A 21388-nucleotide genomic window follows, 5' to 3' on the forward strand; every position below is an offset into this window, starting at 1 on the left:
TCCGCTCATGACCCAGTCTTCCGAGGGCGCCTTCCCGCTGTCCGCGGCCCAGCGTGGCATCTGGTTCGCCCAGCACATCGCGGGTGACACCCCCATCTCCATCGCCCAATACGTCGAACTCAGTGGTCCGGTCGACCACGATCTGCTGGTGCGGGTCGTGCGCCGGGCCGGTCGCGAGTTCGGCACCGGCTATCTGCGCCTGATCGATCTCGACGGCCAACCCCACCAGCTCGTCGACTTCTCTCTCGACGCCGACATGACCGAGCTGGATCTGCGCGGCGAGCCCGACCCGATCGCGGCCGCGCACGCGTGGATGCGCGCCGAGTACACCGCACCCCTGGACGTGATGCGCGACCGATTGGTCCGGTTGGCCATGATCCGCGTCGCCGACGACCGGTGGTTCTGGTACTCGCGCATGCACCACATCGTGCTGGACGGAATGGGCGCGCTGGCCCTGGTGCAGCGCACCGGCGAGCTCTACAACGCCGCCGTCGAGGGCAGGGAGGCGCCGCCGGCCAAGGCCGAGCCGCTACCGAAGATCGTCGAGGCGGATCTGACCTATCGCACCTCCGACCGCTTCACCGCCGACCGCGAGTACTGGCGCGAGCACCTGGCCGAGATGGCCGATCCGGTGAATCTGGCCGGCCGCGACGCCGAGGTCGACGGCCATCCCAACCGGGTCTCCGGCGCGCTGCCCCCGGAAACCTCGGCGCTGCTGGATTCCGTTGCCGCCTCAGTGAATTCGGGTGTCGCGCCGACGGTGGTAGCCGCGTTCGGCGCCTACCTGGCCGCGATGACCGGTGCGCCGGAAGTGGTGTTGAGCCTGCCGGTGTCGGCGCGGACCTCCGCGACGCTGCGTCGTTCCGGCGGCATGCTCGCCAATGTCGTCCCGCTGCGCGTCACCCTGGACCCGACGACGACCGTGGGCGCGGCGATTCTCGCCGTGCAGGGCGAGCTGACCGGCGCGCTGCGCCGCCAGCGCTACCGTCAGGAGGACATCGTCCGCGATCTCGGCTGGGCGATGGACGAGGCCACCTCGTTCGGCCCCGCCGTGAATCTGATGATGGTCGACACCAGGATCGCGCTCGGCCAGGTCGTCGGGCGGCTGCACGTGCTCACCTCGGGCCTGATCGACGACCTGTTCGTCAACCTGTATCCGGGCGTCGGCGGCGAGAGCACCCACATCGACCTGCAGGGCAACGGCAATCTGTACAGCGAGGCCGACCTGGCGGCGCATCACGCGCGCTTCCTGCGGTTCCTGCACCGGTTCCTGGTCGCCGGACCCGAGGCGCCGCTGTCGGCGGTGCCGGTCCTCTCGCCCGCCGAGGAGGCCGTCTCGGTGCCCGCGCGCGGCCCGGCCGGTGTCGACATCCGCACGCTGCCCGAGATTCTCGCGGCGGGCGCCGCGCTCGACCCGGACGCGGTGGCGCTGCGCTGGGGCACGGACGAGACGCTGACCTACCGCGCGGTCGACGACTACACCAACCGCCTGGCCCGGGTCCTGATCGCCGCCGGCGCCGGACCCGAACACGGTGTCGCCCTGTCGATTCCGCGCTCGGCCGAGTCGGTGCTGGCGACCATCGCGGTGGCCAAGACGGGCGCGCCGTTCGTGCCGATCGATCCCACCTATCCGGCGGACCGCATCGAGCACATGGTCGACGACAGCGGCGTGAGCACCGGTCTCACCGTCGCGCAGGCGCGCAAATCGCTGCCGGACCGGGTCGACTGGCTCACCCTCGACGACGAGGCGACCCTCGGGCAGATCGCCGCCGAGGACGCCGGGCCGATCGGCGACGCCGACCGCCGCGCCCCGGTGCGCCCGGATCAGGTGGCCTACATCATCTACACCTCCGGCTCGACCGGTCTGCCCAAGGGCGTGCTCGTCTCCCATCGCGGCCTGGCCGATCTCGTCGCGAGTTCGGGCGCCGGGTTCGGGGTCGACGCGGGCTCCGTTGTCGCCCATGCCGTCTCGCCGAGCTTCGACATCTCCGTCGAGGAGATCCTGGTGACACTGGCGGCGGGCGCGAGTCTGGCGGTGGTGCCGCCGTCGGCGTACGCGGGCGAGGACATGGCGCAGGTGCTGCGCGCGCACCGGGTCACCCATCTCAATGTCACGCCGGCCGTCGTCGGCTCGCTCGATCCGGCGACGCTGCCCGACCTGCGCACCATCGTCGTCGGCGGCGACGCGTGCCCGCCGGAACTGGTGGTCAAGTGGGCCGGTCGCACCCTGATCAACGGCTACGGCCCCACCGAGACCACCGTGACGACCACCCTCACCGACGGCCTGGTCCCCGATGCGCCGGTGACGATCGGCAGCCTCGTGCGTGGCGTGAGCGGCCTGGTGCTCGATGCCTGGTTGCGCCCGGTCCCGGCGGGCACCGTCGGCGAGCTGTATCTCGCGGGTCCCGGCGTCGCCCGCGGCTATCACCGGCGTACCGGTTTGACAGCGAGCCGGTTCGTCGCGAATCCACACGCGCCCGGCGAGCGGATGTACCGCACCGGCGATCTGGTGCGCTGGCGTGACGACGACGGCCGGTTCGTCCTGGAATACCAGGGCCGCAGCGACTTCCAGGTGAAGGTGCGTGGCTTCCGGATCGAGCTCGGTGAGATCGACGCCGCCCTGCAGCGGCTCCCCGAGATCGATTTCGCGCTCACCCTCGGCGTCGAGACGGCCGCGGGCGCGACCGCGCTGGTGTCCTATGTGACGACCGAGCCCGGTGCCGAGGCACATCCGGAAGCCGTGAAAGCAGCTGTCGGCGAGAGCCTTCCGGCGTACATGGTGCCCTCGGTGGTCATGGTGCTGGACCGGGTTCCGCTCACCCCGCTCGGCAAGGTGGATCGCAAGGCGCTGCCCGCACCGGATTTCCGCGCGCGCACCGTCACCAGCCGGGCGCCGTCTACCCCGCGCGAGGAGGCACTTGCCGCCCTGTTCGCCGAGGTGCTCGGCCTGGAATCGGTCGGCGTGGACGACAGCTTCTTCGCCCTCGGCGGCGACAGCATCGTCTCCATCCAACTGGTCTCACGGGCCAAGGCCGCCGGTATCGCGTTCAGCGCCCGGGATGTGTTCGAACGCAAGACCGTCGCCGCGCTGGCGGCGGTCGCGGCCGACACCGAGGTCCAGGTGGTGCACGAATTGCCCGGTGGCGGTGTCGGTCCGGTGGCGCTCACGCCGATCGTGCACGCCATGGTCGAGCACGGTGACACCTGGGGCCGGTACGGGCAGGCGGTGCTGATCGGCCTGCCCGATGGCGTCGACCGTCCGGCCCTCGCGACGGCCCTCCAGGTCCTGGTCGAGCACCACGATCTGCTCCGCTCCTCGCTGCGTGCCACGCCGCAGGGCTGGGAATGGGTTGTCGCCGAGCCCGGTTCGGTCGCGGCCGAGTCGCTGATCGATGTCGTCCGGGCCGAGACCGAGGACACCGTCGAGCGCGCCCTGCGGGATGCCGCGGATCAGCTCGACCCCGCTGTCGGTGCCGTCGCCCGGTTCGTCCTGCTCGAACGCGACGACGCCGCCCCACTGTGCTGGCTGGTCCTGCACCACCTCGTCACCGACGGCGTTTCCTGGCGAATCCTGCTGCCGGACTTGGCGACCGCGGCCTTCGGCGGCACGCTCGACCCGGTCGGCACCTCGTTCCGCCGGTGGGCGCACGGCCAGGCCGACAACGCCACGACCCGCCTCGGTGAACTGCCGATCTGGCAGCGCATCCTGGCGACACCGGACCCGTCGTTCGCCACCGAGGAGATCTCCTTCGATCCTGCCCTCGACGTCGTGGCCACCATGGAACAGCGGCTGAGCACGGTGCCACCGGATCTGGCCCACACCGTCCTCACCACGCTGCCCGAGCGATTCCATTGCGGCGCCGACGATGTGCTGCTCGCGGCCCTGGCCATGGCCGTGTGCCGCTGGCGCGACCGCACCGGCACGCTGCTGACCCTGGAGGGCCACGGCCGCGACGAATCCCTGCTGCCCGGCGCCGATGTCGCGCGCACGATCGGCTGGTTCACCAGCGTGTACCCGGTCGCCGTCGACCTCACCGACATCGACCTGGCCGATGCCTTCGCCGGCGGCCCGGCGGCGGGGTCGGCGATCAAGACGACCAAGGAGCAGCTACGGTCGATCCCCGACCGTGGTGTCGGCTACGGCTTGCTGCGATACCTGAACAGCGACACGGCCGCCGCCCTGGCCGCCGCCCCCACACCCCAGCTGAGCTTCAACTACCTCGGCCGCGCGGTCACCGGCGCCGACTCCTGGATGCCCCGCCGCTTCGCCGCGACCAACGACGACCGGGCCCCGCTGGCCGCCGTCGTCGACATCAACGCCGTCCTGACCGACGCGGGCCTGGAGGTCACCTGGGCCTACGCGAGCAGACTGCTCGACGAGCGCGAGGTCGACGAGCTGGCCGAGCTGTGGACCGCCGCGCTGCACGCGCTCGCCGACCACGCACGCGCCGGCGACGCGGGTGGGCGGACGCCGTCGGACTTCGCGCTGGTGGCCGTCGACCAGCCGCAGATCGACCGCTGGGAACAGACCTATCCGAACCTCGCCGACGTGTGGCCGCTCTCGCCGCTGCAGTACGGCCTGCTCTTCCACGCCCTCTACGATTCCGACACCGCCGACGGCTACACGGTGCAGTCGATGCTCACCCTGGCAGGCACGGTCGACACCACCCGCCTGCGCGCGGCGGCCCAGGCGCTCGTCGACCGGCACGAGAACCTGCGGGTGGCCTTCGTCGAGACCGACGACGGGCCGCGCCAGCTGGTCCTCGCCGACGCCGAGATCCGCTGGGCCGACATCGATCTGACCGACCTCGCCGACGAGGAAGCGCGCGCCCGCGAACTCGACCGGATCATCGCCCTCGACGCGCTGACCCGCTTCGACCTCACCCGTCCCCCGCTGATCCGCTTCACCCTGGTCACCACCACCCCCGGCAATTTCCGGCTGATCATGACCAACCATCACCTGGTGCTCGACGGCTGGTCGACGCCGCTGCTGGTCCGGGAACTGCTGGCGCTCTACGTCACCGCGGGCGATCCGTCGGTGCTGCCGCCCGCCCGCTCCTACCGCGAGTTCCTGGCCTGGCTCGCCGCCCAGGACGCCGACGCCTCGCTCGCCGCCTGGCAGCAGTCGCTGGCCGGAGTCGACACTCCGACGCGCGCGGTCCCGACCCTGGCCGGGATCGCCACGCCGGAGACCGCGATGGTCACCCGCGAGCTGTCCGCCGCCACGGTCGCCGAGCTCGAAATCGCGGCCCGCGAGGCGGGCGCCACGGTGAACACCCTGGTCCAGACGAGCTGGTCGCTGCTGCTGGCCATGCTCACCGGCCGCACCGATGTGGTGTTCGGCAGCACGGTGTCGGGCAGGCCGCCGGAGCTGCCGGGCGTCGAGGAGATGGTCGGCCTGTTCATCAATACCGTCCCGGTGCGGGTGACGCTCGACCCCGCCGAGAAGGTGTCCGATCTGCTCGCCCGGGTGCAGGCCGAGCAGGCGCGGCTGATGGACCACCAGCACGTCGGACTCGCTGCGATCCACCGCGCGGTCGGGCTGGCCGAATTGTTCGACACCCTCACCGTTTTCGAGTCCTATCCGATCGACCGCGAGGCGCTGTCGCAGGCGCTCGACATCGCGGGCATGCGGGTGCTCGACGTCGAGGGCACCGACGCGACGCCGTATCCGCTCAACCTCATGGTGATCCCCCTGCGCGGCGAGGCGGGCACCGGTGACGCGCTGCGGGTCACGGTGAAGTTCATGGCCGATCAGCTCGACGCCGCCGCCGCGCGGTCGCTGCTGGACCGGTTCGTCGGGTTGCTCGGCAGGCTCGCCGCGCAGCCGCACGACCTGGTGTCGCAGGTGCAGTACTGCGACGACACCGAACTGGCGCGGCTGGCCCCGGTCCGCGGGCTGCCCTCGGTGCCGATGCGCACGCTGCCCGACCTCCTGACCGCCGGCGCGCGCATCGATCCCGACGCCGTCGCGGTCAGCGCGGGTGACCTGCGGATGAGCTACCGCGACCTGGATTCCTGGTCGAACCGGTTCGCCCGGGTCCTGCTGGGCCGCGGCGTCGGCCCCGAGGTGTTCGTGGTGCTCGCGCTCACCCGGTCGCTGGAATCGGTGGTGGCCGTGTGGGCGCTGGCCAAGACCGGCGCGGCCTTCGTCCCGCTGGACCCGAGCTATCCGGTGGAGCGGATCGAGCACATGCTCGACGACTCCAAGGCGCCGATCGGCGTCAGCGTCACCGCGACCGGTGAGACGCTGCCCGGCACCATCGACTGGCTGCTGCTCGACGACCTCAACACGCTGCGCCGGGCGATGCTGGTCTCCGACGCGCCGATCACCGACGCCGAACGCGGTGGCCCCATCGACATCGACCACACCGCCTACCTGATCTACACCTCCGGCTCCACCGGCAAGCCGAAGGCGGTGCTGCTGAGCCACCGCGGCATCGCGAATCTCACCACCGCGCAACGGGAAACGCTGGCGCTCGACCCGTCGGCGAGTGCGCTGCAGGTCGCCTCACCCAGCTTCGACGCCTCGGTCTTCGAGATGCTCACCGCGCATTCGGCGGGCGGACGGCTGGTGGTCTCGCCGCCGGAGGTGTACGGCGGCAGCGAACTCGAACAGCTGCTGCGCACCGAACGGGTCACCCACGCGGTGATCACCCCGTCGGCACTGGCCACCATGGAACCGGCCGACCTCACCGATCTCCGGGTGCTGTCGGTCGCCGGTGAGGCCGCCACCCCCGAACTCATCGAGAAGTGGTCGGCCGGCCGCCGGATGGTGAACCTGTACGGCCCCACCGAGTTCAGTATCTGGGCCACCGGTCCGGCCGAGCTCGTCGCGGGCGAGCCGATCACCATCGGCGGACCGATTCGGGGGTCGGCGGTGGTCGTGCTGGACAGCTGGTTGCGGCCGGTGCCGGTCGGTATCGCGGGCGAGCTGTATCTGGCCGGTCCGGCGCTGGCGCGCGGCTATTTCAACCGGTTCGAGATGACCGCGAGCCGGTTCGTCGCCGACCCGTACGGCGCGGCCGGTGACCGCATGTACCGCACCGGAGATATGGTCCGCTGGGTCGTCGAGGACGGTGCGCTCGCCTTGGAGTACCTGGGCCGCAGCGATTTCCAGGTGAAGATCCGCGGTCTGCGGATCGAGCTCGGCGAGATCGACGCGGTGCTCTCGCGCGACGAGGAGATCGACTACGCGGTGACCATCGGGCGCGCGGGTCCGGCGGGGGCGACCGTGCTGGTGTCCTATGTCCTGCCGACGCCCGGCGCCGACCTGGCTACCGAGCGGGTGCGCGCGGCCGTCGCGGCGGAGCTGCCCGGGTACATGGTGCCCGCGTATGTCGTTGTGCTCGACGAGATTCCGCTCACCCCCGTGGGCAAGCTGGATCGCAAGGCACTGCCGGTGCCGGACTTCGCGGCGGCCCAGCGCCCGTACCTCGCGCCCCGGACTGCGACCGAAGCGGCGGTGGCGGCGGTGTTCGCGGAGGTGATCGGGGCCGAGCAGGTCAGCGTCGACCAGTCGTTCTTCGAGCTGGGCGGCAACTCGCTGAGCGCGACCAAGGTCGTCGCCCGGGTGAATTCGGCGCTCGGCTCGACCATCGCGCTGCGCGACCTGTTCGACGCGCCCACCGTGGCGCAACTGGCCGCGCGAGTCGTCCCGGCCGCCGCGGGCGGTCCCGGGCGCCCGGCGCTGGCCGCGCGCGTGCGCCCCGACCGGATCCCGCTCTCGCCGGCGCAGCAGCGCATGTGGGTACTCAACCAGCTCGACCCGGGCTCGGCCGCCTATAACATCGCCATCGCCCTGCGGCTGACCGGCGACCTGGAGGTGGCGGCCCTGCGCCTGGCGCTCACCGATGTGATCACCAGGCAGGAGAGCCTGCGCACCCGCTATCCGGCCGATACCGAAGGGCCCCGGCAGGTCGTCGTCGGCATCGAGGCCGCCACGCCCGCGATGGCGGTGGTCGATACCGAAGACGTTGCGCCCCTGCGTGATCGGATCACCGAGCTGGCGGGCACCGGGTTCGATCTGACCAGGGAGGCGCCGCTGCGGGTCGGGCTGTTCCGGCTCGTCGGCTCCGGCCCTGTCCCCGTGCATGTCGTGGTCCTGGTGGTGCACCACATCAGCGCCGACGGCGCGTCGATGGCACCGTTGGCGGGCGACCTGGTGGCCGCCTATTCGGCGCGGGTGGCGGGCACCGCTCCCGCCTGGTCGCCGCTGCCCGTGCAGTACGCCGATTTCGCGCTGTGGCATCGCGAACTCCTCGGCAGCGCGACCGACCCGGAATCCGTTGCCGCCCAGCAGATCCGGTACTGGACCGGCACCCTCGCCGACGCACCGGACGCGCTGGAACTGCCCACCGACCGCCCGCGCCCGGCCGTGCAGACGATGCGCAGCGCCGACCTCGACTTCGCGATCGACGAGCAGCTGCACCGCACGCTGGTCGAGGTCGCGGCGGCGGGCAATGTCAGCGTCTTCATGGTGGTGCACGCCGCGCTCGCCGTCCTGCTGGCCCGGTTGAGCGGCACCGGCGATGTCGTCATCGGCACCCCGGTCGCCGGGCGCGGCGAGGCGGCGCTGGACGACCTGGTCGGCATGTTCGTCAACACCCTGGCGTTGCGCACCCCGATCGACCCGAGCGCGAGTTTCCGGCAGGTGCTGGCCGAGGTCCGCGCCACCGATCTCGATGCGTTCGCCCACGCCGACGTGCCCTTCGAACAGCTCGTCCAGGCGCTCGACCCCACCCGCTCGACCGCGCACCACCCGGTCTTCCAGGTGTCGCTGTCGCTGCAGAACTTCGTCGAGCCGGTGCTGGAACTGGCCGGCGTGCGGTTCGAGGTCGAGGACTTCGACCGCGACGCCTCGGCCTTCGACCTCACCCTCGACCTGCGCGAGCGATTCACCGACTCCGGCGCGGCCGGTCTCGACGGCGTACTGACCTACGCGACCGACCTGTTCGACGCGGCCACGGTCGCCGCGTTCGTGACCCGCTGGCAACGCGTCCTCTCGGCCGTCCTCGCCGACCCGGACATCCGGGTCTCCGATATCGACCTCCTCGACGCAGGAGAACGCGCGGAACTGATTCCGGTGCGCGGCCCCGCCACCGTGGGCACGACCACACTGCCCGAGCTGCTCACCGACACCGCCGCGACCTACCCCGATCGTCCCGCGCTGGTCGCCGGGACCACGACCACCTACCGCGCGCTCGATGCCGGATCGAACCAGCTGGCCCGCCTGCTGATCGACGCGGGCGCGGGCACCGAAACCGTGGTCGCCCTGGGTCTGCCCCGCTGCGCCGAGCTGCACCTGGGAATCTGGGCCGCCGCGAAGGCCGGTGCCGCGTTCCTGCCGGTCGACCCGAAGCATCCGGTGGAGCGCATCGACCACATGCTCACCGATTCCGGTGCCCGCGTCGGTCTCACCCTGACCGCGTACCGGGCGAGCCTGCCCGACACCACCCGCTGGCTGGTCCTCGACGATCCCGATATCGTCGCCCGCCTGCGCGCCGCCTCCGACGCCGCGCTCACCGCAGGCGACCTGCCCGCGCCGATCCGCCTGGAGAATCCGGCCTGGATGATCTACACCTCCGGGTCGACCGGAACGCCCAAGGGCGTCACGGTGACCCATCGCGGCCTGGCCGATCTGGTGGCGGCGCAGCGTGCCGACCTCGGACTCGACGAACAGTCGCGGGTGCTCCAGGTCGCCTCGCCGAGTTTCGACGCGTCGATCTTCGAGGCGCTGATGGCGTTCGGCGGTGGCGGCGCCTCGGTGATCACACCGCCCGAGGTCTTCGGTGGCGCTGCGCTGGCCGAGCTGATCGCCGCCGAAGCGGTCACGCACATGGTGATCACGCCGTCCGCGCTGGCGACGATCGATCCCGCCGAGGTGTCGAGCGTGCGGGTCCTCGCGGTGGCGGGCGAGGCGGTCGGTCCCGACCTGGTCGGGCGCTGGTGCGGCGGGGCCGCGGGGCGGCGGATGGTCAATCTGTACGGGCCGACCGAATACACCATCTGGGCCACGGGTTCCGCGCCGCTGGCCACGACCGAGCCGGTCACCATCGGCACGCCGATCCGGGGTGCGGCCGTGCTCGTCCTCGACGATCGGCTGCGCCCGGTGCCGGTCGGTGTCGCCGGTGAGCTGTATCTGACCGGCACCGCCACCGCGCGGTGCTACCACGCCCGGCCCGGGCTCACGGCGGCTCGCTTCGTCGCCGATCCCTACGGCGCGCCCGGCGACGTGCTGTACCGCACGGGCGATCTGGTGCGCTGGATCCGTCCGCCGGAGCTGGGGTTGACGCTGGAGTACCTCGGCCGCACCGACTTCCAGGTGAAGGTGCGCGGTCAGCGCATCGAGCTCGGGGAGATCGACGCGGTGCTCGGTGGCATCGACGGTGTCGATCTCGCGGTGACGCTGGGCGTTCCCGGGCCCACCGGAGCGACCGCGCTGGCAGCCTATCTGGTGCGGATGCCCGGCGCCGACCTCGATCTCGCGCGGGTGCGGGCCGTCGCCGCCGACAGCCTGCCCGCCTATATGGTGCCCGCCTCCTTCGTCGTCCTCGACGCCATCCCGGTCAACGCCGTCGGCAAGCTCGATCGAAAGGCGCTGCCGGAACCGGTGTTCGGCACCGAGGAAGCGCCGTACCTGGCGCCGCGCACACCCACCGAACATGTCCTGGCCGAGGTCTACGCCGAATTGCTCGGCCGCGATCAGGTCGGCGTCGACGATTCGTTCTTCGCCCTCGGTGGTGACAGCATCCTGGCGATCCAGCTCGTCACCCAGGCGAAACTGCGTGGCGTGCACTGCACGCCGCTGCAGGTGTTCGAGCATCGCACCGTCGCGGCGCTGGCCACGGCCGTCGACGCCGCCGGGACGGTGGAGGCGCTCGCGGAACTGCCCGGCGGCGGTGTCGGCGACCTGCCGCTCACCCCGATCGTGCGGTACATGATCGAGCGCGGCGGCGATTTCGACCGCTTCGCCCAGACCGCGGTGCTGGAACTGCCCGTCGGCATCGAGCGTTCGGACCTCGTCGCCACGCTCACCGCCGTCATCGACCGACACGACATGCTGCGGGCCCGGCTGTGGTCCGACGAGGACGGCTGGCAGCTGCGGGTGGCGGAACCGGGCACGATCGAGGTCGACGCCCTGGTGCACCGCACCGAGATCGACGCCGTGGCCGAACCCACCGAACTGCGCGAGGACGTGCGCAGCGAACTCGACTCCGCCCTGAACCGCCTCGCTCCCGCCGACGGCGTCGTGCTGCAGTTCGTCTGGCTCGACCCGGTCGGCGCCGCGGGCTCGCGCACCAGACCCGGCCGGCTGATCGTGGTCGCGCACCACCTCGCCATCGACAGTGTGTCGTGGCGAATCCTGGTGCAGGACTTGATCGGTGCCTGGTCCCAGGTGTCCGCCGGCGCCACCCCGGTGCTCGCCGAGACCGGGACCTCGATGCGCCGCTGGTCCTACGCGCTGACCGAAGCCGCGCACTCCGAACAGCGCCGGGCCGAACTCGACTACTGGCGCGATATCGTCGGCGGCCCCGACCCGCTGCTCGGCACCAGGCACCTCGATCCCGCCATCGATCAAGCCCATACCGTGCGCCGCGTCGATATCGAGGTCGACGAAGACGTCACCACCGCCCTGCTCACGACGCTGCCCCGGCTGTTCCACGGCGGCGTCACCGACGCGCTGTTCGCCACGCTCGCACTGGCGCTCGTCCGCTGGCGGGCCCGCCGCGGCGTGGACGAGAAGTCCGCGCTGCTGCGGCTGGAAGGACACGGCAGGCAGGAGGAAATCATCCCCGGTGCCGATCTGTCCCGGACGATCGGCTGGTTCACCACCCTGTATCCGGTCCGGCTCGGACTGTCCGGCATCGACATCGACGACGCGTTCGCCGGCGGCCCGGCGATGGGCGCGGCCATCCGCGCGGTGAAACACGAGCTGCTGTCGGTGCCGGACAAGGGCATCGGGTTCGGCCTGCTGCGGTACCTGAATCCGGAGACCGCCGCCGAACTGCCCGAGCGGCTGCCCGGCCAGGTGTCCGTCAACTATCTCGGCCGGCACACCGCCGCGGAGATCCCCGCCGGGCTGGAAGGCATCGGCTGGCTGCCCACCGACGAATTCGGCGATCTGGATGTCGGCGAACACGCCACGGTCCCGGTCATGGCGGCGATCGATATCAACGCCATGGTGCTCGGTGACCGGTTGCGCGCCGACTTCGGTTATCCCGCAGAGCTGCTCGACCGCGACGAGGTCGCCGAGCTGGCCCAGCTGTGGTGGGAGGCGCTGGGCGCGGCCGCGCGCTTCGCGGACTCCCCGGCCGCCGAACGGGCGTCGGCCGAGGAAGCCGCCGCCATGGTCGCCGCGGCGGCGGAACCCGCGAGCACCGGATCGACCGGCCTCGGACTCGACGTCCTGCTGCCGATCCGCCTCGGCGGCGACAAACCCGCGCTGTTCTGCATCCACTCCTCCTCCGGAATGTCGTGGAGCTATCTGGGATTCGCCGAACGTCTCCGGCCCGGTCGGCCGATCTACGGTCTGCAGGCGCCCGATCTCAGCGGCCGCGAGCCGTCGGCGAGGTCCATCGAGGAGTTCGCGCGGCGGTACGTGCGCGAGATACGCGCGGTCCAGCCGAGCGGCCCGTATCACCTGCTGGGCTGGTCGTTCGGCGGACTGATCGCCCATGCCATGGCGGTGCAGCTGGCCGCGGCGGGGGAACGCGTCGGCGTGGTGGCGCTACTGGACACCGACACCGCCGATATCGACGGTGACAGCATCGAGCGGCTCACGCCGGGCGCGTTCATCAATACCTTCGGCTCGATCTTCGGGATCGACAACGTTCCCGCCGAAGCCACCGCACAGGAGGCTGCCGAGCTCATCACCGCGAAACTCGGCGGCGTCGAACTCGTCGACGCCGCCACCATCGAGCGAATGGCGGGCTCCTACAACGCCTCCGCCGGAACCAGAACCGGCTACCAGCGCCCGGTCTACGACGGCGACGTCCTCTATTTCACCGCCGCCGTCGACCCCGGCGCGTGGATGGGCCCCGACGGCTGGCGTCCCTACGTGACCGGCGCGATCGTCGATCACGACGTCGACGTGACCCACGACGAGCTGACCAATCCCCTCGCACTGTCGGTGATCTCGCCGGTGCTGGATGACCACATGGAAGCAGGAGACCGGACATGAGCGTCGCACCGAGCCCCACCCTCACCTCCACCGGCGGCGTAGTCGTCGAAGGGATCGAGAAATCCTTCGGCGAGGTCCACGCGCTGCGCGGCGTCGACTTCGTGGCCGCCCCCGGCGAGGTGCTCGGCATCCTGGGCCCCAACGGCGCGGGCAAGACCACCATGGTGAACGTGCTGTCCACGCTCATCACCCCCGACCGGGGGCGGGCCGTGGTGGCCGGGCACGATGTCGTGGCCGACCCGGCGGCGGTCCGCAAATCCATCATGCTGACCGGGCAGTACGCCGCGCTCGACGACATGCTCAGCGGCTACGAGAACCTCGTCATGTTCGGCAGGCTGATGGGCCTGCGCAAACCGGCGGCCCGCGCCAGGGCCAAGGAACTGATCGCCGAATTCGATCTGGAGCGGGCCGCGAACCGGCGGGTGGGCACCTACTCCGGCGGCATGCGGCGGCGCATCGACATCGCCTGCGGGCTGGTGGTCCGGCCCGATGTGGTCTTCCTCGACGAGCCGACCACCGGCCTGGATCCGCGCAGCCGTCAAGGTGTCTGGGACCTGGTGCGCAGCTTCAAGAGCGCGGGCATCACCACCCTGCTCACCACCCAATACCTGGAGGAAGCCGACGCGCTCAGCGATCAGATCATCGTCATCGACCACGGCGTGGTGATCGCCTCCGGCACCGCCGACGAGCTGAAACACCGCACCGGCGGCAGCTACTGCGAGGTGGTGCCGCTCGATCTGGAGGAAATGCCCGCCATCGTCGCCGCGCTCGGCGCGCTGCTACCCGCCGAGAACCTGGCCGCGCTGACACCGGAATCCGACCGGATCACCATCCCGGCCCCGGACGGCGCCAAGACCCTCGCCGAAGCACTGCGCCGCCTCGACGACGCGGCGGTCGAGCTCGTCGACATCGCGCTGCGCCGCCCCTCACTCGACGACGTGTTCCTCCAGCTCACCGGCCATCTGCCGACCACCGAGACGGCGCCGGAGGCCGTGTCGTGACCGCCACCACCTGGCACACCGATGTCCGCGCCGCCCCGGACACGGTGCAGCAGTGGTGGGTGCTGACCACCCGGCTGATCGTGCCCTCGGTCAAGACCGGCGAGGTGCTGTCCTCGATCGTCGCGCCCGCAGCCTTCACGGCCAGTTTCTACATCCCGCTCAAGACCGTGATGATGTTCTCCGGCAACGGCTTCAGCAGCTACGCCCAGTACATGATGCCGCTGGTGATCCTGCAGGCCGCCGCGTTCACCGCCATCTCGGCGGCGTTCCGCTCGGCCACCGATTCCGTGGCCGGGCTCAACCGCCGCTTCGGCGCGATGCCGCTGCGCCCGCTGGTGCCGGTGGCGGCGCGGATGTCGGCCAATATCTTCCGGCTGCTGATCTCGCTGGCCGCGGCGATCGCGTCCGGGTACGTGATCGGCTTCCGGTTCCGGCTCGACGCCGCGCACACCCTCGGATACCTGGCGTTCTCACTGCTCATCGGGATCGCGTTCACGCTCGGCGCCGATGTCATCGGCACGGTGTCCAAGAGCCCCGAGGCCACCACCCAGGCATTGGTGTTGCCGCCGTTGATCTTCGGCATGCTCTCGACCGGTCTCGCGCCGGCCGGCCAGTTCCCGACCTGGATCCAGTGGTTCGTCCGCAATCAGCCGGTCTCGCAGTTCGCGATCGTATTGCGGGCGTTGGCCGGTGACACCGCCGGGAACGCGGGCACGGTCAGCTGGTCGCTGGTGGGCCCGTCGCTGCTGTGGCTGGCGGCGATCCTGCTGATCTGTACGCCCCTGGCTATCCGGCTGAGTTCGAGGAGGGCGTGATGGCGCTGCTTGCCGCTCGTACCGAGCAGACCACGGCGGGTTCGGAGACCACGATGGGCGCGCTGGTCCGGCACACCTTGATCCAGACACAGCGCCTGCTGGTGCGCTGGGGCCGCAATCCGGTCACCCTGCTGGAGACCCTGCTCATCCCGTGCCTGCTGCTGATCATGCTCGACATCGTCGTGGGCGGGCAGATCGAGAAGTTCACCGGCGACGACGCCCTCTACGGCTCGGTCCCGATGGTCGCCATCGTCGGCGCGCTCTCCGGCGCCGTGGCCAGCGGGGTCCTGCTCGGGCGCGAACGCGACGCCGGTCTGCTGGCCCGGTTCTGGGTGCTGCCCGTGCACCGGGCCTCGGGGATCGCCTCGCGCATCCTCGCCGAGGGCTGCCGGATCGTGCTCGGCACCCTCGCCGTGGTGGCCGTCGGCGCGGTGCTCGGCTTCCGCTTCCACCACGGCCCGCTGGCCGCGCTGGTGTTTCTGCTGGTACCGGTGCTGTTCGGGCTCGCCTTCGCCACCATCGTCACCGCGATCGCCGTCTACACCGCGAAAGCCTCACTGGTCGAAGGCGTCACCATCCTCACCTCGCTGATGATGTTCTTCAGCACCGGCTTCGTCCCGCTGATCGCCTTCCCCGCGTGGATCCAGCCGATCGTGCGCAACCAGCCGATGTCGGTCGCCGTCGACGCCATGCGCGGACTCGCCGCTCACGGACCCGTCGCGCGGCCGCTGATCCTGACCCTGGTGTGGTGCTTCGGCGCGATCGTGCTGTTCGCGGTCCCGGCCGGGGTCGGGTTCCGGCGCGCCAGCCGGCGCTGAGTTCGGGCCGCGAACCCGCGGCGCCGGGCCGGCCTGCCACGCAGTACCCTCGTGCGCATGCCGGTGAGCGCCCGAGTACGCACCCGATTCCGTCGCACCGCCGAGCAGGGCGTTCGTGTCCGCTCGCGTGGCATCCTCGCCGTCGCCGCGCTGCTGTGCGTCGCCGTGGTCACCGCGGGCTGCGCGGACAAGCACGACGACGCGAGCACGATCATCCGCACCACCACGAATATCGCCGGTGCCGGTGTCGTCGGCGTGGCCAGGGACACCGCGACCGCGTGCCCGCTGCCGAGCGCGCCCGATCCCGCCGCGGGCGCGACGCGCACCGTCACCCATGCCGCCGGGACCACGCAGGTCCCCGCCGACCCGCAGCGCATCGTGGTGCTCACCAGTTCGGCGCTCGACGCCGCCTGCGCGGTGGGCCTGTGGGAGCGAGTCGCCGGCGCGGTCACCCTCGACGGTGCGCGCCCGCAGCCGATGTACCTCGGCTACGGCGTGCTGAAGGTGCCCAGCGTCGGCCCGATCGGACAGCCCGATCCGGCGCGCATCGCCGAACTGAAGCCCGACCTGATCCTCGGCGACGTGGCCCCGGCTGGCGGCTACGAGGCGCTGAGCGCGATCGCGCCGACCGTCCTGATCGGGTCCGGCGGCAGCTGGCAGGCCGACTTCGCGGCCTACGCCGCCGGGATGGGCCGCCGCGGCGCCGCCGACACCGCGCTGCAGAGCTATCTCACCGAGGCGCACGATCTCGGCCCCGCGCTCAACGCGAGCCAGTCGCAGGCGTCGGTGCTGCGGTTCACCGCCGATGCCACCCAGGTGCAGGGCAGCGAGACCTTCGCGGCCCAGGTCCTGTCCGATGTCGGCGTGCAGCGCCCGACCGCCCAGCGCGGGACCTCCTACGACATCACCACCGCCGACCTGGCCACCAAGGCCGAGGGCGACATCATCTACGTGATGTTCGCCGGCGAACCGGGTGAGGACCACGGCAAGCAGGTCCTGCGCTCGGACGAGTTCACCGCGCTCGGCGCCTCGACCGATCGTCGCGTGTTCGCCGTCGACGACAGCGTCTGGCACACCACCGGCCTCACCGCCGCCCGCGCGATCCTCACCGACCTGCGCGACAGCCTCAACGGGTACGTCACCGACTGACCTCGGGGCTCCCAGCGAACGCCCAGCGTGTTCCCAGCTCCGGCGCAGTGCCCGCGCCTACCGTCGGCGACGACACGGACGAGCGAAGGAGCAGCGTGGACGACCACGACGATCTCGCCACCGCCGTAACGGGCGACAATGCCCGCCTCACCTCCCAGATCGCCCTTCCGCAGGACTCCTGCGAGTCCGTCTTCGCCGCCGACTCCGGCTATTCCGCGAGCATCGCGAACATGTCCGGGGTGAGCCTGGCCACGGTCACCGGGACCCCGACCACCACCATGGCGGTCTCCCTCGCGGTCGGCGTCGCCGCGAAGTCCCAGAACACCCAGTCCGGCAACGGTTCTCCCGGCATGCCGCCCAGTGGCGCCGCCGGCTCCCCGCCGCCCGGGGGCCAGGGTCCGGGGCGGCGGAGCGCCGCCCCGGTAACCGAAGCAGATCCGGGTCGGCGCGAGGCCGACTGGGCTCTGTGACTTCAGTCGAACTGCACCGTCGCGAGCATGTCGCGCGCGAGCTCTTCGGGATCCGCCGACGACGCCAGCTCCGACCCGTCGAGCGCCCCCTCCCGCCACAGCGTCGCGAACCCGTGCACCAGCGACCAGGCGGCGAGCCGGGTCGAACGCTGCCGATCGGGTGACTGCCCGGACTGCAGCTCGGCGATCCCCGACCGCAGCGCCGCACCCGAGCGGGCCCGGGCGGCGAGCAACTCGGGGTCGTCGGCGCGCAGTACCTCGCGCCGGTACATGATGTCGAACCGGCCGGGATGGGCCAGCGCGAAGCGGATGTAGGCGACCGCGACCTCCCGCATGTCGTCGCCCGCGGCCGCCAATTCCGTTGCCAGCAGGTCGAATCCCTCGATCGCCAGAGCGGTGAACAAACCCGCCCGGTCGCCGAAGTGATGGGCGGGGGCCGCGTGCGAGACCCCCGCCCGGCGCGCCAGCGCGCGCAGCGACACCGCCTCGACGCCCTCGGCCGCGATCTGCTCGGCCGCCGAGTCCAGCAGCGCCGCCCGCAGATCCCCGTGGTGATACCCGGTCTTGGTCATGCCTCGATCCTGACGCACAAACTTGTCATTGACAAGTTCGACTTCCGATGTCAATCTTTCCAGTGTCAAGATTGGCGGCAGGCCAGTCGACGCCCACTTCGAGGAGTTCCCATGGCCCCGTTCATCGTTCTCGCCGTCGTCACCGCCCTGGCCAGGCTGATCGGCCTGCTCACCGATCTGTCCTGGCTGAATTCCTGGCCGCGCGCCATCGCCCTGGGCCTGGCCGCCATGTTCGCCCTCACCGCGAGCGCCCACTTCCTCGAGCCCCGCCGCGCCGCCCTGAAAGCGATGGTCCCGCCCCGGCTCCCCAACGCGGCCGCCCTGGTCACCCTCACCGGCGTCCTCGAACTGGCGGGCGCCGTCGGCCTGCTGATCCCGGCCACCGCGCCCCTGGCCGCCGCCTGCCTGTTCGCCCTGCTGCTGGCCATGTTCCCGGCCAATGTCCGTGCGGCCCGCGTCGATCTGGGCATCAAGACCATGCCCCTACCCGCCCGCACCGCACTCCAGGCGCTGTTTCTCGCGGCCTGCGCCGTGGTGACTCTGGCCTGAGCCGAGAGGGCCGGCTCCGCGGTCAGCGACCGGCGTGCTTCTCGGCGGCGGCCGCCAACCCCAGGTGCACGATGTCGGTGAAAGCCGTGAGATCGCGGATGAGGGTGTCGATCTCGCCGGTGGTGCCCGCGGCGGTCTGGTTCAGCCAGTCGGCGACGGTGTCGAACAGGCCCCCGATCGTGGCGACGGCGAGGGCGTGCAGGTCGACGCCGATGCCGGACGCGGGGACGAAACCATATTCGCGCCACAGGGTTTCGAGGAACTGGGCGGCCCAGCGGCGATTGGTGCGGCGCTGCTGTTCGACGTTCGCGGAGATGCCACTGGCCTCGCCGAAGGTGACCTGAGCGACGCGCGGATCGTCGACGAGCGAGTGCGCGAAGGCGGCGAGGACGACCGACACCACCTCGTCGCGGCCGCCGGTGCACTCGGCCAGCGCGGCGGCGACTTCGGCCTGGGTGCGTTCGCTGAGCTGCTGGAGCAGCGCCAGATAGCAGGATTCCTTGCTGTCGAACAACTCGTAGAAAGCCTTGTTGCCGACGAAGGCGGTCTGGCAGATCTGCTCGATCGCGGTGTTGACGTAGCCATCGGCGGCGATGAGTTCGAACGCGGCGGCCAGGATCTGCTCGCGCCGACGGGCGCGGCGTTGCTCGGCGTCCAGCCCCTGGATACGCCGGGAGCGAACGGGACTCTTCTCGGTCGACGTCACGCAGCTCAGCCTACCGATCACCCAATATTGACAAGAACTCTTGTTACCAACAAGAGAACCTGCTGTAATCAGCGTCACCTACCGAAGGAGATGCCATGCAGCGCAGCACGGCCACCCACCGATCCCGGCGCCTCGGCGTGCCCGCCCTGCTGGCAGCAGGACCCCTGGTACGGCGATCCGGCCGATTTCGCGGCCTACGCCAACGGCGACGTGATCCGCGACCGGGTCGTGCAGACCTACGCCCTCGGCATCCCGGTCCCGGTGCACACCACCCAGCTCTGTTCCGCAGCACCGATACCCACGACAACCCGATCGCCACCGCGACCACCGTGCTGATGCCGGGCATTCCGTGGCTGGGTCCCGGTGCGCGCCCGCTGATCTCGTATCAGGAGGCGATCGACAGCCTCGGTCAGCAGTGCAATCCGTCGTACACGCTGCGCGCGGGTATCCAGAAGGAGGTCGCGCTGATCGGCCAGTTCCTGGCCGCGGGCGCGGCGGTGGTGGTCACCGATTTCGACGGCAAGCGCAATACGATCATGTCCCCGAGCGAGGGCCGGATGGTGCTCGACGGCATCCGGGCCGCCCAGCGCGGCGGGCTCGGCCTCGAGGCGTCGCCGGTGGGCCTGTGGGGGTACTCCGGAGGCGGCAATTCCTCGGCGTCGGCGGCCGAACAGCACCGCAAGTACGCGCCCGAGCTCGCGCTGCGCGCCAGTGCGCAGGGCGGCATCCCCGGTGACAAGGTCGCGATCGCGCCGTTCGCCATCTCGGGTACTCAGCCGCAGGCCAACTTCACCGGCTGGCTGGCCATCCTCGGTCTCGCTCGCGAATATCCCGAGTTCGATCGGGCCTTGCAGACCTACCTCACGCCGGAGGGCAAGCAAGTCGCTCGCGATCTGTCGGACCGCTGCCTCTACACCGCCGTCGGCTCCACGCTGCTGCGCCCGGTCGCCGATTACCTGACCGACCCGGCCGCCGCGCTGGCCGCCGCGCACGAGGGGCTCGCCGCGGCGAGCTTCGGCCGTCCCGAGAACACCCCGGACATCCCGCTGCTCATGTGGCATTCGACCACCGACCAGCTGCTGCCCGCCGAACTGGCCATCGACGAGATCGCCGCCGCCTACTGCGCGCGCGGGGTGAACCTGCGTATGTTCCGGGTGCCGATGTCGGAGCACACCAGCGCCGAGATCGTCCCCGAGATCGGTACGGTCGCCTGGCTGCTGGCGGTCACCGCGGGCGCCGACCCGGGACCGACGCTGTGCTGATCCGACCCGATAACGCCCGCCGGCAGGGAGATTCGCGATGAGCCCGGCGACCTGGCCGCACGCCGCGTCGACCATGGCGCGCCAGCTGCGCGTCCTGCAGCGCGCCGGACTGATCGATCTGCGACGCCCCGATCGACTCGCGCACACGACCCGCGCGATGCGCACCTACGGCCCGATCGCCGGCGGCATCCTGGCCTCGGCCCGCCGCGCACCGGAACGGATCGCGCTCGTCGACGGCGCGCCGCTGTTCCACGGCACCGCGCTGTCCCAGTTCATCCTGTCGCTGAATCTGGGCTCGACGATCGTGCTGCACGGCAAGTTCGACGCCCGCCGGGCACGGTCGGCCGGGCACCGGTCGGGATCACGGTGGCGCTCTACGACGGCGACACCAGGGTGACCACGCCGGGCGCGGTCGGCACCGTGCACGTCGACAACTCGATCGCCCTCCACGGGTATTCCGGCGGCGGCTCCAAACAGCTCAGGGGCGGGTTGATGAGCACCGGCGACCTCGGCCACTTCGACACCGAGGGCAGGCTTTTCATCGACGGACGCGACGACGACATGATCGTCTCCGGCGGCGAGAACGTCTTCCCCGGCGAGATCGAGGACCTGCGCTACCGACACCCGGCGGTCACCGAGGCCGCCGTCCTCGGGGTGCCCGACGAGGAGTTCGGGCAGCGGCTGGCCGCGTTCGTCGTGCGCGCCGGTGACCTCGACGCCGACGCCGTCCGCACCTCTGTGAAGTCGCATCTGGCCCGGTTCAAAGCGCCCCGCGACGTGGTGTTCGTCGACGAACTCCCGCGCACACCGACCGGCAAGATCGACCGCGTCGGCTTGGCGGCACTGCGCTGACGCGGTGGCGG

Annotated in this window: 12 protein-coding genes; 10 read left to right on the top strand and 2 right to left on the bottom strand. The window is 71.1% G+C overall.

Annotated elements, in window-relative coordinates; all coding sequences use genetic code 11:
• Nucleotides 1–7 precede the first annotated feature (7 nt).
• From NV348_RS06105 to NV348_RS06130, 6 genes are all read left to right on the top strand, one after another.
• Nucleotides 8–13183: a non-ribosomal peptide synthetase gene (locus tag NV348_RS06105; RefSeq protein WP_447146110.1), complete on the top strand. Its 13176-nt coding sequence runs from the start codon at nucleotides 8–10 to the stop codon at nucleotides 13181–13183.
• Nucleotides 13180–14184, top strand: a complete 1005-nt coding sequence (locus NV348_RS06110) for an ATP-binding cassette domain-containing protein (protein ID WP_447146111.1) — start codon at nucleotides 13180–13182, stop codon at nucleotides 14182–14184. The genes NV348_RS06105 and NV348_RS06110 overlap by 4 nt, the downstream gene beginning before the upstream one ends.
• Nucleotides 14181–14999, top strand: a complete 819-nt coding sequence (locus NV348_RS06115) for an ABC transporter permease (RefSeq protein WP_447146112.1) — start codon at nucleotides 14181–14183, stop codon at nucleotides 14997–14999. The genes NV348_RS06110 and NV348_RS06115 overlap by 4 nt, the downstream gene beginning before the upstream one ends.
• The gene (locus NV348_RS06120) at nucleotides 14999–15817 is read left to right on the top strand and encodes an ABC transporter permease (RefSeq protein ID WP_447146113.1); all 819 of its coding nucleotides are present in this window, start codon (nucleotides 14999–15001) and stop codon (nucleotides 15815–15817) included. The genes NV348_RS06115 and NV348_RS06120 overlap by 1 nt, the downstream gene beginning before the upstream one ends.
• Nucleotides 15818–15874: 57 nt before the next feature.
• Nucleotides 15875–16966, top strand: coding sequence for an ABC transporter substrate-binding protein (locus NV348_RS06125; RefSeq protein ID WP_447146114.1), 1092 nt, complete (start codon nucleotides 15875–15877; stop codon nucleotides 16964–16966).
• A gap of 95 nt (nucleotides 16967–17061) precedes the next feature.
• Nucleotides 17062–17436 carry a hypothetical protein gene (locus NV348_RS06130; RefSeq protein ID WP_447146115.1) on the top strand — a complete coding sequence of 125 codons (375 nt, stop codon included), beginning with the start codon at nucleotides 17062–17064 and terminating at the stop codon, nucleotides 17434–17436.
• Nucleotides 17437–17438: 2 nt separating this feature from the next.
• Here NV348_RS06130 and NV348_RS06135 read toward each other — a convergent pair whose 3' ends face one another.
• Nucleotides 17439–18008, bottom strand: a complete 570-nt coding sequence (locus NV348_RS06135) for a TetR/AcrR family transcriptional regulator (protein ID WP_447146116.1) — start codon at nucleotides 18006–18008, stop codon at nucleotides 17439–17441.
• A 111-nt stretch (nucleotides 18009–18119) separates the two neighbouring features.
• Here NV348_RS06135 and NV348_RS06140 point away from each other — a divergent pair, with 111 nt between their 5' ends.
• Entirely contained in the window at nucleotides 18120–18557 is a 438-nt protein-coding gene (locus tag NV348_RS06140) for a DoxX family protein (protein ID WP_447146117.1), read from the top strand.
• 22 nt (nucleotides 18558–18579) lie between these two features.
• Here the strand turns inward: NV348_RS06140 and NV348_RS06145 are convergent, their stop codons facing one another.
• The gene (locus tag NV348_RS06145) at nucleotides 18580–19263 is read right to left on the bottom strand and encodes a TetR/AcrR family transcriptional regulator (protein ID WP_447146118.1); all 684 of its coding nucleotides are present in this window, start codon (nucleotides 19261–19263) and stop codon (nucleotides 18580–18582) included.
• A gap of 95 nt (nucleotides 19264–19358) precedes the next feature.
• On the opposite strand from NV348_RS06145, the gene NV348_RS06150 reads away from it, so the two are divergent.
• Genes NV348_RS06150 through NV348_RS06160 form a run of 3 tightly spaced genes read left to right on the top strand, consistent with a single transcriptional unit; the run spans nucleotide 19359 to nucleotide 21377 of the window.
• Nucleotides 19359–20525 carry a lipase family protein gene (locus NV348_RS06150; protein ID WP_447146119.1) on the top strand — a complete coding sequence of 389 codons (1167 nt, stop codon included), beginning with the start codon at nucleotides 19359–19361 and terminating at the stop codon, nucleotides 20523–20525.
• Between the two features lie 37 nt (nucleotides 20526–20562).
• Complete coding sequence (locus NV348_RS06155; RefSeq protein ID WP_447146120.1) at nucleotides 20563–20922, top strand: hypothetical protein; 360 nt, start codon at nucleotides 20563–20565, stop codon at nucleotides 20920–20922.
• Nucleotides 20892–21377: an AMP-binding enzyme gene (locus NV348_RS06160; RefSeq protein WP_447146121.1), complete on the top strand. Its 486-nt coding sequence runs from the start codon at nucleotides 20892–20894 to the stop codon at nucleotides 21375–21377. Before NV348_RS06155 ends, NV348_RS06160 begins: the two co-directional genes overlap by 31 nt.
• The last annotated feature ends 11 nt before the right edge of the window (nucleotides 21378–21388 follow it).

Source organism: Nocardia fodinahabitans (genome assembly GCF_052983615.1).

What these genes read in the sequence shown, in the direction of transcription:
- NV348_RS06105 (WP_447146110.1), top strand. Translation starts at nt 8, where the DNA reads ATGACCCAGTCTTCCGAGGGCGCCTTCCCGCTGTCCGCGGCCCAGCGT.
- NV348_RS06110 (WP_447146111.1), top strand. Translation starts at nt 13,180, where the DNA reads ATGAGCGTCGCACCGAGCCCCACCCTCACCTCCACCGGCGGCGTAGTC.
- NV348_RS06120 (WP_447146113.1), top strand. Translation starts at nt 14,999, where the DNA reads ATGGCGCTGCTTGCCGCTCGTACCGAGCAGACCACGGCGGGTTCGGAG.
- NV348_RS06125 (WP_447146114.1), top strand. Translation starts at nt 15,875, where the DNA reads ATGCCGGTGAGCGCCCGAGTACGCACCCGATTCCGTCGCACCGCCGAG.
- NV348_RS06135 (WP_447146116.1), bottom strand. Translation starts at nt 18,008, where the DNA reads ATGACCAAGACCGGGTATCACCACGGGGATCTGCGGGCGGCGCTGCTG.
- NV348_RS06140 (WP_447146117.1), top strand. Translation starts at nt 18,120, where the DNA reads ATGGCCCCGTTCATCGTTCTCGCCGTCGTCACCGCCCTGGCCAGGCTG.
- NV348_RS06150 (WP_447146119.1), top strand. Translation starts at nt 19,359, where the DNA reads ATGCAGCGCAGCACGGCCACCCACCGATCCCGGCGCCTCGGCGTGCCC.
- NV348_RS06155 (WP_447146120.1), top strand. Translation starts at nt 20,563, where the DNA reads ATGAGCCCGGCGACCTGGCCGCACGCCGCGTCGACCATGGCGCGCCAG.